This is a genomic window from Streptomyces sp. P6-2-1 (genome assembly GCF_050613165.1).
In the GTDB taxonomy this organism is placed as follows: Bacteria; Actinomycetota; Actinomycetes; order Streptomycetales; family Streptomycetaceae; genus Streptomyces.
Map to the genome: position 1 here is coordinate 848201 of NZ_CP192513.1, position 14576 is coordinate 862776.

At 73.5% G+C, this 14576-nt stretch carries 17 protein-coding genes; 8 read left to right on the plus strand and 9 right to left on the minus strand.

Translation table 11 applies throughout. The features are described 5' to 3' along the window. The first annotated feature begins 210 nt into the window (after positions 1-210). Positions 211-1062 carry a L,D-transpeptidase family protein gene (locus ACQYWQ_RS03820; protein WP_431032447.1) on the plus strand — a complete coding sequence of 284 codons (852 nt, stop codon included), beginning with the start codon at positions 211-213 and terminating at the stop codon, positions 1060-1062. Between the two features lie 88 nt (positions 1063-1150). Next, on the plus strand, positions 1151-2173 hold the full coding sequence (locus tag ACQYWQ_RS03825; RefSeq protein ID WP_431032448.1) for a bile acid:sodium symporter family protein: 1023 nt from the start codon (positions 1151-1153) through the stop codon (positions 2171-2173). Between the two features lie 6 nt (positions 2174-2179). Here ACQYWQ_RS03825 and ACQYWQ_RS03830 read toward each other — a convergent pair whose 3' ends face one another. After that, on the minus strand, positions 2180-2527 hold the full coding sequence (locus tag ACQYWQ_RS03830; protein ID WP_431032449.1) for a type I-E CRISPR-associated protein Cas6/Cse3/CasE: 348 nt from the start codon (positions 2525-2527) through the stop codon (positions 2180-2182). Between the two features lie 60 nt (positions 2528-2587). On the opposite strand from ACQYWQ_RS03830, the gene ACQYWQ_RS03835 reads away from it, so the two are divergent. After that, a complete protein-coding gene (locus ACQYWQ_RS03835) occupies positions 2588-2791 on the plus strand; it encodes a hypothetical protein (RefSeq protein ID WP_431032450.1) in 204 nt (67 codons plus the stop codon). Here ACQYWQ_RS03835 and ACQYWQ_RS03840 read toward each other — a convergent pair. The 6 genes from ACQYWQ_RS03840 to argC form a co-directional block, all read right to left on the minus strand. Next, the gene (locus tag ACQYWQ_RS03840; RefSeq protein ID WP_431032451.1) at positions 2779-3501 is read right to left on the minus strand and encodes a restriction endonuclease; all 723 of its coding nucleotides are present in this window, start codon (positions 3499-3501) and stop codon (positions 2779-2781) included. The two genes, ACQYWQ_RS03835 and ACQYWQ_RS03840, sit on opposite strands and share 13 nt — an antisense overlap. An 87-nt stretch (positions 3502-3588) precedes the next feature. Beyond that, the gene (locus ACQYWQ_RS03845; protein WP_431032452.1) at positions 3589-4134 is read right to left on the minus strand and encodes an arginine repressor; all 546 of its coding nucleotides are present in this window, start codon (positions 4132-4134) and stop codon (positions 3589-3591) included. A 16-nt stretch (positions 4135-4150) separates the two neighbouring features. After that, on the minus strand, positions 4151-5350 hold the full coding sequence (locus tag ACQYWQ_RS03850; protein WP_431032453.1) for an acetylornithine transaminase: 1200 nt from the start codon (positions 5348-5350) through the stop codon (positions 4151-4153). Beyond that, positions 5347-6291, minus strand: coding sequence for an acetylglutamate kinase (gene argB / locus ACQYWQ_RS03855; RefSeq protein WP_431039055.1), 945 nt, complete (start codon positions 6289-6291; stop codon positions 5347-5349). The genes ACQYWQ_RS03850 and argB overlap by 4 nt, the downstream gene beginning before the upstream one ends. Positions 6292-6392: 101 nt before the next feature. After that, on the minus strand, positions 6393-7544 hold the full coding sequence (gene argJ, locus ACQYWQ_RS03860) for a bifunctional glutamate N-acetyltransferase/amino-acid acetyltransferase ArgJ (RefSeq protein ID WP_431032454.1): 1152 nt from the start codon (positions 7542-7544) through the stop codon (positions 6393-6395). A gap of 110 nt (positions 7545-7654) precedes the next feature. After that, a complete protein-coding gene (gene argC, locus ACQYWQ_RS03865; protein ID WP_431032455.1) occupies positions 7655-8683 on the minus strand; it encodes an N-acetyl-gamma-glutamyl-phosphate reductase in 1029 nt (342 codons plus the stop codon). Between the two features lie 485 nt (positions 8684-9168). Between argC and ACQYWQ_RS03870 the strand changes: the two genes are divergently transcribed. Next, positions 9169-10365 (plus strand): alanine--tRNA ligase-related protein, encoded by a 1197-nt coding sequence (locus ACQYWQ_RS03870; protein ID WP_431032456.1) that lies wholly within the window; start codon positions 9169-9171, stop codon positions 10363-10365. Positions 10366-10500: 135 nt separating this feature from the next. On the opposite strand, the gene ACQYWQ_RS03875 is transcribed toward ACQYWQ_RS03870, so the two are convergent. After that, positions 10501-10998, minus strand: coding sequence for a GNAT family N-acetyltransferase (locus ACQYWQ_RS03875; protein ID WP_431032457.1), 498 nt, complete (start codon positions 10996-10998; stop codon positions 10501-10503). A 56-nt stretch (positions 10999-11054) separates the two neighbouring features. Continuing rightward, on the minus strand, positions 11055-11774 hold the full coding sequence (locus ACQYWQ_RS03880; RefSeq protein ID WP_431032458.1) for a flavodoxin family protein: 720 nt from the start codon (positions 11772-11774) through the stop codon (positions 11055-11057). Positions 11775-11912: 138 nt separating this feature from the next. Between ACQYWQ_RS03880 and ACQYWQ_RS03885 the strand changes: the two genes are divergently transcribed. The 4 genes from ACQYWQ_RS03885 to ACQYWQ_RS03900 all read left to right on the plus strand — a co-directional run bounded on the left by ACQYWQ_RS03885 (position 11913) and on the right by ACQYWQ_RS03900 (position 14500). Then, positions 11913-12821: a LysR family transcriptional regulator gene (locus tag ACQYWQ_RS03885; RefSeq protein ID WP_431032459.1), complete on the plus strand. Its 909-nt coding sequence runs from the start codon at positions 11913-11915 to the stop codon at positions 12819-12821. 29 nt (positions 12822-12850) lie between these two features. Beyond that, positions 12851-13375 carry an AAA family ATPase gene (locus ACQYWQ_RS03890; protein WP_431032460.1) on the plus strand — a complete coding sequence of 175 codons (525 nt, stop codon included), beginning with the start codon at positions 12851-12853 and terminating at the stop codon, positions 13373-13375. Positions 13376-13488: 113 nt separating this feature from the next. Beyond that, the gene (locus tag ACQYWQ_RS03895; RefSeq protein ID WP_431032461.1) at positions 13489-13968 is read left to right on the plus strand and encodes a DUF6314 family protein; all 480 of its coding nucleotides are present in this window, start codon (positions 13489-13491) and stop codon (positions 13966-13968) included. A gap of 43 nt (positions 13969-14011) precedes the next feature. Beyond that, positions 14012-14500, plus strand: a complete 489-nt coding sequence (locus tag ACQYWQ_RS03900) for a GNAT family N-acetyltransferase (protein ID WP_431032462.1) — start codon at positions 14012-14014, stop codon at positions 14498-14500. Positions 14501-14576 lie beyond the last annotated feature (76 nt).

The window sequence follows — 14576 nt, forward strand, 5'->3', positions numbered from 1 at the left end:
CGAGCGCGTACGCGTGACGCGTGCCGCACTCGTGCTGATCACGTAAGGGGAGAGTAAGGGCGCCGACGCGAGCACGTCAAACAAACTTTCGGAGATTCACCGTGCGGGTTCTCCGGGCCTGTCCGCCGCTCCTGTCCGCCGGACAGGAGCGGCACTCGTACGGTCCTCGCCGCCCTGCCGACAGCCGCAGTGCCGCCTACGTTCGGCGGCATGAGACCCACACCCCGGCACCGCGCCGCGCCGCACCGCGACGTCCCGCACCGCACCGCCCGGCACCTCGTCGCGCCCCGCCGCGCCGCCCTCGCGCTCGCCCTGCTGCCCGCACTGCTCATCGGCCCGCTCACCGGCCCCGCCGCCCCGGCCCCGCACGCCGGGACGCGCCCGCTCCCCGCGCGCCTCGCCGACACCGGCGGCGCGCGCCAACTGCTCATCGCCACCGCCCCCGACGCCCGCTCGACGCACGGCACGCTCACGTGGTGGGAGCGCCGCGCGGACGGCGAGTGGCGGGCGCGCGGGCGGGCCGCCGCACGGTTCGGCGCGGGCGGGCTCGTCGAGGGCACGCGGCGCGAGCAGGGGACGAACACGACCCCGACCGGCCTCTTCGGCCTCCCCTTCGCCTTCGGCACCGAGGCCGCCCCCACGGGCACCCGCCTGCCCTACCGGCCCGTGACGCCGCGTTCGTGGTGGTGCGAGGACAACGCCTCGCGGGCGTACAACCGCTGGAGCGAGCCCCGCGCCGCCGACTGCCGTGCCGAGGAGTCCGAGCGTCTGGCCGACTACCCGGTGCAGTACGCGCACGCCTTCGTCACCGACTTCAACTACGCGCACCCGGTGCGCGGCCGCGGCGCCGGCATCTTCCTCCACGTCAACGGCAAGGGTGCGACGGCAGGGTGCGTCTCGGTCCCGGCCGCGACGATGCGAGAACTGCTGCGGTGGGTACGGCCGGGGGCGCGGCTCGCGGTGGGGACGGAGGGCCCGGAGGCGGAGGGCACGGGAACGGAGGGCACGGTGGCGGCGGGCAGGGAGGCGGCGGACAGGGGGACGGCGGTGACGCGGTACTGAGCGGCGGGGGGGAGGCGGGCCCTGATTGTCGTGACCGCATCATGAGACACGCTTGCGCGAATATGAGACGGAGCAGTTGCATTGGCAAATGCAACCGTCCGTCCCCACTCCCCCCACGCGGTCGCCGGCGCCCGCCTCCCCCGCCGCCGACCGTGCCGCCAAGCTCGCCGTCACCGTCTTCCCCCTGCTCGTCCTGCTCGCGGGCGCGGGCGGACTCTTCGCTCCCTCCGCCTTCGACGGCTGGTCGGCGAACGTGCCGTACCTGCTCGGCGTCGTCATGTTCTGTATGGGCCTGACGATGACGCCGCTCGACTTCAAGGGCGTGGCACAACGCCCCTGGGCAGTCCTCATCGGGCTCGTGGCGCACTACGTGATCATGCCGGGACTCGGCTGGCTGGTGGCTCATCTCCTCGGCCTGTCCCCGCAGTTGGCTGCTGGGGTGATTCTCGTCGGCTGCGCGCCGAGCGGGACGGCCTCGAACGTGGTGACCTTCCTCGCACGCGGCGACGTGGCGCTCTCCGTCTCCGTGGCCACCGTGTCGACCGTGCTCGCGCCGCTCATCACACCGCCGCTGACGCTGCTCCTCGCGGGTACGTACCTGCCCGTGGACGCGGGCGCGATGGTCGGCGACATCCTCAAGACGGTGCTGCTCCCCGTGCTCGGCGGGCTGCTCGTACGACTCGTCGCCGGGCGGATCGTCAAGCGCGTCCTCGGCGTCATGCCGTGGCTCTCCTCCGTCGCGATCGCGGCGATCGTCGCCGCCGTCGTCTCGGCGAGCGCCGACAGCATCAAGTCCGCCGCCGCGACCGTCCTGCTCGCCGTCGTCCTCCACAACGGCCTCGGCCTCGCGCTCGGCTACGGGGCGGGCAAGCTGACCCGCCTCGGCCCGCCCGCGAGCCGCGCGATGGCCTTCGAGGTCGGCATGCAGAACTCCGGTCTCGCCGCCTCGCTCGCGACCGCCCACTTCAGCCCGCTCGCCGCGCTGCCCGCCGCCGTCTTCTCGGTCTGGCACAACATCTCGGGCGCGCTCGTCGCCGCCGTCATGGCGCACCGCTCGCGCCGCGCGGAGCGGGTGCCCACGGGGACGACCGCGCCGGTGCCCACCCCCTGAGTCCCCTCACCGCACCAGCAACAACCCGCAGCTGTAGGCCCGCCCGTGCCCGATCCCCCGGGTCAGCGCCGCGACAAAGGCCACCGGGTCGGTAACGGTCAGGCGACCCTTGACCTCGGTCCTGCCCAGCTTGAGGCCCCGGTGCGCGGTGTTGCTCGTCGCCTTGGGCAGCAGCCGCACGGCGAGCCGCTCGCGATCGGCATCCGCCCCGATCCGTACGACCCCGTCGGGCGCGACGGGCGGCTCACCCACCGGCTGGAGCCTGCGGGCGAACCAGTTCCGCGCGTGCTCGGGAGTGGTGTGCGAGACCCGCTTCCCGCGCGCGGTCGGCGAAGTGCTGGCGGCGGCAGGCACCGCGCTTCACGCCGAAGACGTGGCGGAACAGAGCGGGCCGCCGAGGAGGTCCGTCAGGTCGTGCTCGGTCCGGTCGGCCGGTTCCTCATGCTGGACGACCGCAGGCCGCACGCGTACGTCCTCGCGCACCCGGCGCCGGCCGCCCAGCCGCCCTCCCCCGTGCTCCCCCACGTCCTCCCCGAGACCGCTCCCGGGTTCGCCGAGTTGTACCTCGTCCACCTTCCCTTGCTGCTGGCGGAGCCTTCGGGGGGTCAGGGGGCGTGAGCGGGGCCCCACGGTGCCGGGGACTCGCCGGTGGTCCATGCCTCCAGTTCCGGTCCGTCGATCAGGCGGATGCCGCATGTCTTCGCGTAGTCCCTGGCCGGTTCCGTGAAGGTGCTGGTGGTGACCAGGATGGCGAGTTGGGCGCCGTGGACCGTCCAGCAGGTGCCGCCGAAGCGTTGGAGGTCCTGGGAGCCGGTCTTGTGGGTGGGGGCGTAGCGCTTGCACTGGATGACGACGCGGCGGCCGTCGGGGGCCGTGGCCAGGATGTCGGCGCCCAGGTCGCCCGCGCCGCCCACGACTTCGGCGTCCTGGCAGCCGTCGCGGCGGCACAGGTTCGCCACCGCCTCCTCGAAGGCGTCCGGGGTGAGGCCGAGTGACGGTTCGGGCAGGGGGAGGGTGCGGCCGTCCTGCGGGCCGGCCGGGGGCAGCACCGCCGTGGGCTCGGCCGCCGGCGCCTCCGCGTCCGCCTCCGCCATGCCCGCCCGGGCAGCGCGACGCAGTTCACGGGCGCGGGGCATGCCCCGTACCAGGGCGTAGAGGAGGGGAAGGGAGAGGACGGTCAGGAGCACGGCGGGCACGGGGTGCCCGCCCGCCCAGTGGGCGAGGCGGACGAAGAGGAGGGCCACCGCTCCGAGGAGGGCGGCGGCCAGGCCCAGTGTCAGGAGGGTCGCGCGTGTGCGTACCCGCGCCTGCTGTCCGCCGTATGCCATGAAACCCGCCCCTCGTCACGCGTCCGTTGTGACGGTCGTGTGCCCGCAGGGGCGGGTTTCATGATCGAACGGTCGGCAGGTGGCCGCTCAGCCCACCCGTGCCGCCAGCCGCAGCAGGTGGTCCGCCAGTTGCTGGCCGCCCGCCGGGTCGCGGCTGATCAGGAGCAGCGTGTCGTCGCCCGCGATCGTGCCGAGGATGTCGTGGAGTTCGGCCTGGTCGATCGCCGAGGCGAGGAACTGGGCCGCGCCCGGCGGGGTGCGCAGGACGACGAGGTTGGCGCTGGCCTCGGCGGAGATGAGCAGCTCCGAGGAGAGCCTGCGCATCCGCTCCTCCTTGGCGGACTCGCCGAGCGGGGCGCGCGGGGTGCGGAAGCCGCCCTCGCTCGGCACCGCGTAGATGAGGTCGCCGTCGTTGTTGCGGATCTTCACCGCGTTGAGTTCGTCCAGGTCCCTGGAGAGGGTCGCCTGGGTGACGGTGAGTCCGTCGTCGGCGAGCAGTTTCGCCAGCATGCTCTGGGAGCGCACCGGTTGCCGGTTGAGGATGTCCACGATCCTGCGGTGCCGCGCGGTGCGCGTCTGCGGCACCGCGGGCCCGGCCTGCTCGTTGTCCTGCGCCTGACTCGGCTGACTCATCGTCGTCGTCCCACTCTCATCGGCCCGCGTGCGTCCCTTCTCCCGTCGCCGCGTCCAGCACCCCAGGGAGCGCGGCCAGGAAGGCGTCCGCCTCGGCCTCGCCGAGGTTCAGCGGCGGCATGAGCCGTACGACGTCGGGGGCCGGGGCGTTGACAAGGAGTCCGGCGTCCTGGGCTGCCTGCTGCACCTGGGGGGCGAGCGGCTCGGTGAGCACGATACCCAGCAGCAGCCCGGCACCGCGGACGTGGCCGACGAGAGGGTGCCCGAGTTGCTCGATTCCCTCGCGCAGCCGCTCCCCGGTGCGCTTGACCCGGTCGAGGAGGTGCTCGTCCTCGATGGTGTCGAGCACGGCGAGCCCGGCGGCGCAGGCGACGGGGTTGCCCGCGAAGGTCGAGCCGTGGCGGCCGGGGGTGAGGAGGTCGCCCGTCTCGCCGAAGGCGAGGACAGCGCCGAGCGGGAGGCCGCCGCCGAGTGCCTTGGCGAGCGTGACGACGTCGGGGTCGATGCCCTCCTCGGCCTGGTACGCGTACCAGTGCCCCGTACGCCCGATGCCGGTCTGCACCTCGTCGAGGACGAGGAGTGTGCCGGTGGCGCGGGTGATCTCGCGCGCCGCGCGCAGGTAGCCCGGCGGCGGGGTGACAACGCCGTTCTCGCCCTGGAGGGGCTCGATGATGACGAAGGCGGTGTCCTCGGTGACGGCCGCGCGCAGGGCCTCGGTGTCTCCGTACGGTACGAAGGTGACGTCGCCGGGGAGCGGCGCGAAGCCGTCCTGCTTGCCCGGCTGGCCCGTCAGCGAGAGCGCGCCCATCGTGCGGCCGTGGAAGCCGCCGGTGGTGGAGACCATGTGGCGGCGGCCCGTGAGGCGGCCGATCTTGAAGGCGGCCTCGTTGGCCTCGGCGCCCGAGTTGCAGAAGAGGACGCGGGCGGGGCGGCCCGCGTGGCGTACGAGGCGTTCGGCGAGGGCGACGGTCGGCTCGGCCATGAAGAAGTTGGAGATGTGGCCGAGCGAGGCGATCTGCTTGCTGACGGCATCGACGATCGCCGGGTGGGCGTGGCCGAGGGCGTTGACGGCGATGCCGCCGACGAAGTCGAGGTAGGCGCGGCCCCCGGTGTCGTACACCGTGGCGCCCTCGCCGCGTGCGAGTTCCAGGCGGGGGGTGCCGTAGTTGTTCATCAGGGTGTGCTGCCAGCGCCCGGTGAGGGGGTGCTCGGTCACTGTGTCTGCCCTTCCGTGACGGGCTCGGCGGTTCGCCGGTCGTCGTCCACGACCATCGTGCCGATGCCCTCGTCGGTGAAGATCTCCAGGAGGATGGAGTGCTGGACGCGTCCGTCGATGACGCGGGCGGTGCGTACGCCGTTGCGGACGGCGTGCAGGCAGCCCTCCATCTTCGGGACCATGCCGCTCGCCAGCTCCGGCAGCAGCTTCTCCAGCTGGCTCGCGGTGAGGCGGCTGATGACCTCGTCGCTGTGCGGCCAGTCCTCGTACAGGCCCTCGACGTCGGTGAGGACCATGAGGGTCTCGGCGCCGAGCGCGGCGGCGAGCGCGGCGGCGGCGGTGTCCGCGTTGACGTTGTAGACGTGGTCGTCGTCGGCGCTGCGGGCGATCGAGGAGACGACGGGGATACGGCCGTCGTCGAGCAGCGTCTCGATGGCGCCGGTGTCGATCGCTGTGATCTCGCCGACGCGCCCGATGTCGACCAGCTCGCCCTCGATGCGCGGGAAGTACTTGGTCGCTGTGATGGTCTGCGCGTCCTCGCCCGTGAGGCCGACGGCGAGCGGGCCGTGCTGGTTGAGCAGGCCGACCAGCTCGCGCTGGACCTGTCCGGCGAGCACCATCCGTACGACGTCCATCGCCTCAGGCGTCGTGACGCGCAGGCCCGCGCGGAACTCGCTGACCAGGCCCTCCTTGTCGAGCTGGGCGCTGATCTGCGGGCCGCCGCCGTGCACGACGACGGGGCGGAGCCCGGCGTGCCGCAGGAAGACCACGTCCTGTGCGAAGGCGGCCTTCAGCTCCTCGTCGATCATGGCGTTGCCGCCGAACTTGATGACGACGGTCTTGCCCTGGTGGCGGGTGATCCAGGGCAGGGCCTCGATGAGCGTCTGGGCCTTGGGGAGGGCGGTGTGCTTGCGGGTCGCGCCACCGGCGGGTTTCGTCACAGCGCGTGTCCCGGCCACAGCACTGGTTCCGGTCACAGCACTCGTCTCGATCACAGCACTCGTCCCGGTCACAGCACTCGTCTCGGTCTCGGTCGCGTCGTTCATGAGGAGTACGCGCTGTTCTCGTGGACGTAGTCGGCGGTGAGGTCGTTGGTCCAGATCTCGGCCGAGGCGTCCCCGGCGGCGAGGTCGGCGGTGATGACGACCTCGCGGTAACGCATGTCGACGAGGGTGCGGTCCTCGCCGACGGAGCCGTTCTTGCAGACCCAGACGCCGTTGATGGCGACGTTGAGGCGGTCGGGCTCGAAAGCGGCGTCGGTGGTGCCGATCGCGGAGAGGACGCGGCCCCAGTTGGGGTCCTCGCCGTGGACGGCGCACTTGAGGAGGTTGTTACGGGCGATGACGCGGCCCACCGTGACGGCCTCGTCCTCGCTCGCCGCGTTCACCACCTCGATGCGGATGTCCTTGCTCGCGCCCTCGGCGTCGCCGATGAGCTGGCGGGCGAGGTCGGCGCAGACCTCCCGTACCGCCGCGGTGAACTCCTCCTCGGCGGGCGTCGTGCCGCTCGCGCCCGAGGCGAGAAGGAGGACGGTGTCATTGGTGGACATGCAGCCGTCGGAGTCGACGCGGTCGAAGGTGACGCGGGTCGCCGCGCGCAGGGCGCGGTCGAGCGCGGGGCTGTCGAGGTCGGCGTCGGTGGTGAGGACGACGAGCATCGTGGCGAGGCCGGGGGCGAGCATGCCCGCGCCCTTGGCCATGCCGCCGACGCTCCAGCCCTCCCGCTGGGCCACGGCCGTCTTGTGGACGGTGTCGGTGGTCTTGATGGCGAGGGCCGCCTTCTCGCCGCCGTGCTCGCTCAGCGCGGCGACGGCGGTGTCGACGCCGGGAAGCAGCTTGTCCATCGGCAGGAGTTCGCCGATGAGGCCCGTCGAAGCGACCGCGATCTCGCCCGCGCTGTGGCCGAGCGCCTCGGCCGCGCGCTCGGCGGTCGCGTGCGTGTCCTGGAAGCCTTGCGGGCCCGTACAGGCGTTGGCGCCGCCGGAGTTGAGGACGACGGCGGAGACCTGGCCGCCCTTGAGCACCTGCTCGGACCACAGGACGGGGGCGGCCTTGACGCGGTTGGACGTGAAGACCCCGGCTGCGGCGAGGCGCGGCCCCTGGTTGACGACGAGGGCGAGGTCGGGCTGTCCCGACGACTTGATCCCGGCGGCGATGCCCGCCGCCGTGAATCCCTGGGGTGCGGTGACGCTCACGGTGTCTCAGGTCTCCTTGGGCTTGCTGCGCTGGGCGGTGCGGAGGGCGGCGCGCAGCCGGTTCGTCAAAAGGGTGATCAGGGGGGCGGTACGGTCCGCGTGGCCGCGGCTCACGGCGCGATGCCCGCGGCGGGCAGGCCCGTGGTCTCGGGGATGCCGAGGGCGAGGTTCATGCTCTGGATCGCGCCGCCCGCGGTGCCCTTGGCGAGGTTGTCGATCGCGGCGATGACGAGGACGCGCCCCGCGGCGGGGTCGTGGGCGACCTGGAGCTGTACGTGGTTGGAGCCGAGCACGGCGCCGGTGTGGGGCCACTGGCCCTCGGGCAGCAGGTGCACGTACGGCTCGTCGGCGTACGCCTTCTCGTACGTCTCGCGCAGGTGTGCCGCGTCGACGCCGGGCCTCGCCTTGGCGCTGCACGTGGCGAGGATGCCGCGCGGCATGGGGGCGAGGGTGGGTGTGAAGGAGACGGTGACGCGGTGACCGGCGGCCGCGCTGAGGTTCTGGACCATCTCGGGCGTGTGCCGGTGGCCGCCGCCGACGCCGTACGGGGACATCGCGCCCATGACCTCGCTGCCGAGCAGGTGCGGCTTGACCGCCTTGCCCGCGCCCGAGGTGCCCGAAGCGGCGACGATCACGGCCTCGTCGTCGACGAGCCCGGCCGCGTAGGCGGGGACGAGGGCGAGCGAGACGGCGGTCGGGTAGCAGCCGGGCACGGCGATACGGCGGGTGCCGGCGAGCGCGGCGCGGGCGCCCGGCAGCTCGGGCAGGCCGTAGGGCCAGGTGCCCGCGTGGGGGGAGCCGTAGAAGGTCTCCCAGTCGGCGGCGTCCTTGAGCCGGAAGTCGGCGCCCATGTCGATCACGAGGACGTCGTCGCCGAGCTGCTCGGCGACGGCCGCGGACTGGCCGTGCGGGAGGCCGAGGAAGACGACGTCGTGCCCGGCGAGGCTCTCGGCACTCGTCGCTTCGAGCACGCGGTCGGCGAGCGGCACGAGGTGCGGCTGGAGCGCGCCGAGGCGCTGGCCCGCGTTGGAGTTCGCCGTGACCGCGCCGATCTCGACCCCGGGGTGGGCGAGAAGCAGGCGCAGCACCTCTCCGCCCGCGTATCCACTGGCTCCGGCGACTGCCGCGCGTACCGTCATGAGGACCTCCTACGTGAGAGCATGACTATACATTCACCCGCAGAACTATGCAATAAAAGTACGGGGCACGAGCGGGCGCACGGGCGCACGGGCGCACGGAGGTGCGACCCCAGCAGGGCTCCACCCCCCTCCGGCCGCTTAGCTTAGGTTAGCCTCACCTTATTGACGAGAGTGCCCGGAGCGCCCGTCCTCGTGCGCGACTCCCGGCTCCCGGCTCCCGGCTCCCGCACGCCGTATAACCACCCGCCACTTCGCCCGCCCGCGCGTTATCCTCGGCCCCATGAACGTCACAGGCCGACGCACCACCGCGACCGCGCGAGCGCCCCGCTCCCCGGTCGCCGCCGCCTGACGTCCCCCCTCCCCCTCTTTTCCACCGGCGACCGGAACACGGTCCCCGGTGGTTCGCGCGTGCGCGAGGCGTTCCCGCCTCCCACGACGCGCCTCGCGGTCCGTGCTCCGGCGCCCGTACCGCGAAGGAATCAGCCGTGGACAAGCTCACCACCGACGAGATCAGCCGCCGCTTCACCGCGTTCTACGAGGAGCGCGGCCACGCCGGGATCACCGGGTCGACGCTGCTGCCGCCGCCCGGCGACGGCTCCGTGCTCTTCACCACCTCGGGGATGCACCCGCTCACGCCGTACCTCGAAGGCCGACCGCACCCGCTCGGGCGGCGGCTCGTGAACGTGCAGCGCTGCCTGCGCACGACGGATCTGGAGGAGGTCGGCGACCCGACCCACCTCACCGTCTTCGAGATGCTCGGCACGTGGTCGCTCGGCGACTACGAGGGGCCGCGCAGCCTGGAGTGGGGGTACGAACTCCTCACCGAGTGGCTCGGGATCGACCCCCGGCTCCTGCACACCACCGTCTTCGGCGGCGACGAGGACACCGGCCCCGATCTCGCCTCGCTGGAGGTGTGGGAACGGCTCGGGGTGCCCGTGGAGCGGACCGTCGAGGACAACTGGTGGTCGAACGGCCCCACCGGGCCCTGCGGCCCCGACTCGGAGATCTTCCTGTGGACCGGGGACGGCCCGCCGGAGTCCACGCCGACCGGGGACGAGCGCTGGGTCGAGGTGTGGAACCACGTCATGATGCGCCACCGCCGCCTCGGCGACGGCTCCCTCGTACCGCTCCCGCAGCGCAATGTCGACACAGGTCTCGGCCTCGAACGGCTCGCCTCACTGCTCCAGGGAGAGCGCTCCGTCTTCGACGGCGACGTCTTCGCTCCGTGGCGGCGGTTGCTCCCGCCGCTGTGGGGCATCGACGAGACCTCGCTGCGGCTCGTGAGCGACCACCTGCGCTCGGCCGTCGTCGTCATCGGCGACGGCGTGAGGCCCGCCGCCACGGGCCGCGGGTACGTACTGCGACGCCTCGTGCGGCGGGTCCTGACGACACTGTGGCGAGCCGATCCCTCGTACGGGTTCGGGGAATTGCCCAGGGAACTGGTGACCGGGACGCTCGGCCACTTCGGGCAGGGCGGCGAGGACCCGAGGACGGTACGGAGAGTGCTCGGGACCCTCGCCGACGAGGAGACCCGCTTCCGCTCGCTGCTCGACCGCGGCCGCCGGGTGCTCGCCGGGCCGCGCTTCAGGGGCCCGCTCGACGAGGCCGACCTGCACTACCTGCACGACACGCACGGCCTGCCGCGCGACCTCGTCGAGAAGCTGCGCGAGGAGGGCGCCTGAGGCGGGCGGGCCACATGAGCGGCGGGCGTCCCGGGAGGTGCGGCTCGCGCGCGGCCGCCGCGCCTGACCGCCCGCGCGCCCGCCGCCCGCCCGGCGTCCCTCCCCTGCGCCCGCCGCCCGCCGCGCGCCGCGCGCTCAGCACTCCCGCGCGTACTCGACCTGGGTCAGCGGCCGTCCGTCGCCGAAGTCGTGCGGCCGCTCGGCCCCGGTCGGGGTGTACCCGCTCTTCTCGTAGAAGCGGCGCGAGCGCGGTGTCTCGCGCAGGGTCCACAGGTGCACGCGCTGGTGCCCGGCGGCGCGGAGGCGGCCGAGGGTACGGGTCATGAGCGCCGCCGCGACGCCGCTCCCCCAGCCGTCCGGGTGCCCGTAGAAGCCGAACACCTCGGCCCAGCCGGGGCGTCGCGGCGAGGGACCGGCCCAGGAGAGCGCGAGGGGGCGGCCTTCGACGCGGGCGAGGAGGATCGCCCCCTCGCCGTTCGTGATCCTGGCGTGCCAGCGGGTGCGGCGCTCGCGGACCCCCGCGGCGGCGAACTCCGGGGCGAGGAAAGGGGCGTACGCGGCTTCCCAGCCCGCCGCGTGCACCTCGCCGAGCGCGTCTCCGTCGACGGGCCTGGCCAGCTGGATGTCGATCATGCGGGCAGGGTAACGGCGGCGGAGGGCTCCCGGGGAGCCTTTGCGCACGTCCGGGCTCAGGCGGCTCCCTCGCCCGCCGGCTCCGCCTCCCTGAGCGCGGCCGAGAACGCCCGCGCCTCGTGCTCGGTCATCCGCTCGGTCTCGTACGGGACGCCGTTGACCCACCGCCGCGCGAGCCGGGCGATGCGCTCGCCGTACCGCTCCGCCGTGCGCAGGTCGCCGCGCGAACCGGCTCGCTCCGGGCCGAGATCGGCGTGGCTCTGGCTCATGAGGCCGAGCCAGGAGCCGAGCCGGTTGACGTCGTCGCGGCTGCCGCCGCTCCAGTTGTTGCCCGGCATATCGCCGACCCCGATCCACTGCATTCCCAATTGCGCGCCGAAAACGGCGAGTTGTTCGAGAACGGCGAGCTTGTCGCCGCTCTGCGAGGCGGACATGGTGAATCCGCCCGCGAGCTTGTCCTTCCATGCCTGGGTGACGAACGGCGTGAAGGCCGCTTCCATGAACGCCTTGAAGACCGCCGAGACACTGCCCATGAGGGTGGGGCAGCCGAAGACGATCGCGTCGGAACGGCCGAGCAGTTCCATCACCTCGGTGTCGTGCCACCGCCCCGCCACGACGTCCTCGGCCCTGATCTCGACGAGTCGCACGTGCGCGCCCGGCACGGCCCGCGCGCCGTGCGCGACGTGCTCGGCCAGGACGCGGGTGTGCCCGTGCACCGAGTGGTGGACCACCGTCACGGCGACCGCCGGAGTGTCCTGATGCGTGTTGACCGTCATGCGTGTTCACCGTTTCCGCAGGGGGTTCGTCCTCCCGTCCATCCCAGCCCGTACGGACCGCGCCATCAACGCCGGACTCCGGTGCGCAGCGATCGGCCGCACCGATCGATCCGCCGGAGGCGGCAGTACGCTGCGCGTGTGGACAGGATCGAGCTGGAAGCCTTCGTGGCGGTCGCCGAGGAATTGCACTTCGGGCGGGCGGCCGCGCGTCTGCACCGGGGGCAGCCGACCGTGAGCGAGGCCGTGCGGCGGCTCGAACACACCCTCGGGGGACGGCTCTTCGACCGTACGAGCCGTCGCGTCGCGCTGACCGGGCTCGGTGCGGAGCTGCTGCCCGACGCGCGTGCGGCGCTCGCCCAGCTGCGGCGGTTCCAGGAGCGCGGGCGGTCCCTGGCCGCCGGTGAGCGCGACCGCGCTCCCCTCGTGATCGGTCACGCCGCGTACACCGGGCAGCGCTTGTTGCTGCGCTGCCTGCCCCGGCTGCGCGCGCTCCATCCGGAACTGCCGATCGTGCCCGAGGCGATGCCGACCACGGCGCAGCTCGCCGCCCTGCGCGCGGGAACGATCGGTCTCGGCATCGGCTGGGCGACGGGCCACATCGTCGGGGTAAGGACCCGGGCGCTCTCCACGGAGCGGTTCGTGGCGCTCGTGCCCGCGCACCACGCCCTCGCCGCACGCCCCGGCCTGAGCGCGCGCGAGGTGTCGGGCGACGCGCTGCTCACCTGGCCGCACCAGGTCAACAGCGGCCTGTGCGACCGGCTGCTCGCGGCCTTCCGCAGCGACGGGGCCGATCTGCGCATCATCAGGACCGCGGACAGCGTGCAGGCCATCGCCGCCCACGTGGCGGCGGGCGCGGGGATCGGGATCACGGTGGCGTCCGCGCTCGACCACGCACCGGCGGGGCTGCGCGTCATCCCGCTCGTCGGGCCATCGACCACGGTGGAACAAGTCGTCCTGACCGCCGATGAGCCGCCGGAAGCGGCTGCGGCGCTGCGGGACCTGCTCCTCGCGGGTGCGGCGGACGCCGGTGCGGTGTCCGCCGGGTGAGGCAGGGGCCGGCACCGTAGAGTCCCCGCATGATCGTATGGCTGGGCGGGACCTACGGGGCCGGGAAGACCACGACGGCGCGGGAGTTGGCGGGGATACTGCCGGGGGCGCGGGTCTTCGACTCCGAGGAGGTCGGAGCGCTGCTGCGGGGGATTCTGCGGGACGAGTGGCCGGGGAACTTCCAGCACTGGCCCATGTGGCGCGGGCTCGTCGTCGAGACGGCGCGGCAGGTGCTCGCGTACGCGGGCGGGACTCTCGTCGTACCGCAGACCGTGCTGAGCGAGGAGTACTGGGACGAGATCGAGGCCGGCTTCCTCGCGGCGGGCACCCCCGTACGGCACTTCGTGCTGCACGCCGACGAGGAGACGCTGCGCGCGCGGATCGCGGGGGACGACAAGCCCGAGAGCGCCGGCGCGGGGCCGTGGCGGCTCGCGCACCTCGACGACTACGCGCGGGCGCTGGGGTGGCTGCGCGAGCGCGCGACCGTGATCGACACGGCACACCTGACACCCGAGGGAGCCGCGGCGCGTATCGCCCGTACGGTCACCGGCTGACAGGGCGCGGCGCGGCGGCGCGGGGCGGGGCGGGTGCGGCGCGGCGCGGCGCGCGGGTGCGGTGCCCGGCCCCGAGGTGGTCAGGGCCCGTACCTCTGGAGTAGGAAGGAGGCATGTCCGACGCCCGGCCCGAGACGCCCGCCACCGCCGTCCTCGTCCCCGATCTGCTCGCCTTCCTCCAGGGGCGCTGGCGCGTGCGGCGGACCGCGGAGGACCTGCACACCGGGACGCGCGGGCACTTCACGGGCACGGCGGAGTTCACCGCGCTCCCGGGCGGCGGCCTGCGGCACCACGAGGAGGGCACCTTCACGTGGGACGGGGTCGCGCGGCCCGCGTACCGGACCCTGCGCTGGCTGCCCCACCGCGCACCCGCGGCGGCGCGCGTCACCTTCGACGACGGGCGCTTCTTCCACGACATCGACCTGAGCGCGGGCCACGCGGTCGCCGACCACCCCTGCTCCCTCGACCTCTACCGGGGCGAGTTCACCGTGAGCGGCCCGCACCTGTGGAGTGTGGTGTGGCGCGTGGCCGGCCCCGCGAAGGACCTCGTACTGCGCACGGAGCACACCCGCGAGACGCCGTCCACGGAGTGAAACCGGCTGGTCCGCGCCACGCGGGCAGGGTGAGACTGCGCGCATGACCACATACACGGACCTGCCGGCCGTCCCCCTCCCGCCCGGCCACTTCGTCTCGGACGCGCCGGAACTCGTCGACATCGAACGCGTCCACCACTGGCTCTCGACCGATGCCTACTGGGCGCTCGGGCGCAGCCTGGAGAAGCAGCGCGCGGCGGCGGCCGCCTCGCTGAACTTCGGTGTGTACGAGGACGTGGCCGACGAGGCGGGCACCCCCTCCCGGGAAGCGGGGGCGCGCCGTGAGCAGCGGGCCTACGCGCGGGTCGTCACCGACCACGCCACCTTCGCCTGGCTCTGCGACGTCTACGTGCCGCGCGAGTCCAGGGGCAGGGGGTTCGCGAAGGCGCTGCTCGCCGCCGTGCGGGCGCGGATGGAGGAGGACGGGGTGCGGCGCGTGCTGCTCGTCACGAGCACCGCGCAGGAGTTGTACCGCTCGGTGGGGTACGACGAGGTGGAGCGGGGGAAGTGGATGATCCTGCCCCTGGCGTGAGCACCCGCGCCCGCGCCGCCTCTTCGCGCACGGCCGCCCCGCCACCCGCCTCACGCCCGCACTTCGGCGAGCCCCA

Excerpts from the sequence above, each read along its gene's own strand:
- ACQYWQ_RS03900 (WP_431032462.1), top strand. The coding sequence starts at position 14,012 with ATGACCACATACACGGACCTGCCGGCCGTCCCCCTCCCGCCCGGCCAC.
- ACQYWQ_RS03875 (WP_431032457.1), bottom strand. The coding sequence starts at position 10,998 with ATGATCGACATCCAGCTGGCCAGGCCCGTCGACGGAGACGCGCTCGGC.
- ACQYWQ_RS03845 (WP_431032452.1), bottom strand. The coding sequence starts at position 4,134 with ATGAGTCAGCCGAGTCAGGCGCAGGACAACGAGCAGGCCGGGCCCGCG.
- ACQYWQ_RS03840 (WP_431032451.1), bottom strand. The coding sequence starts at position 3,501 with ATGGCATACGGCGGACAGCAGGCGCGGGTACGCACACGCGCGACCCTC.
- ACQYWQ_RS03890 (WP_431032460.1), top strand. The coding sequence starts at position 12,851 with ATGATCGTATGGCTGGGCGGGACCTACGGGGCCGGGAAGACCACGACG.
- ACQYWQ_RS03880 (WP_431032458.1), bottom strand. The coding sequence starts at position 11,774 with ATGACGGTCAACACGCATCAGGACACTCCGGCGGTCGCCGTGACGGTG.
- ACQYWQ_RS03820 (WP_431032447.1), top strand. The coding sequence starts at position 211 with ATGAGACCCACACCCCGGCACCGCGCCGCGCCGCACCGCGACGTCCCG.
- ACQYWQ_RS03825 (WP_431032448.1), top strand. The coding sequence starts at position 1,151 with ATGCAACCGTCCGTCCCCACTCCCCCCACGCGGTCGCCGGCGCCCGCC.
- ACQYWQ_RS03895 (WP_431032461.1), top strand. The coding sequence starts at position 13,489 with ATGTCCGACGCCCGGCCCGAGACGCCCGCCACCGCCGTCCTCGTCCCC.
- argC (WP_431032455.1), bottom strand. The coding sequence starts at position 8,683 with ATGACGGTACGCGCGGCAGTCGCCGGAGCCAGTGGATACGCGGGCGGA.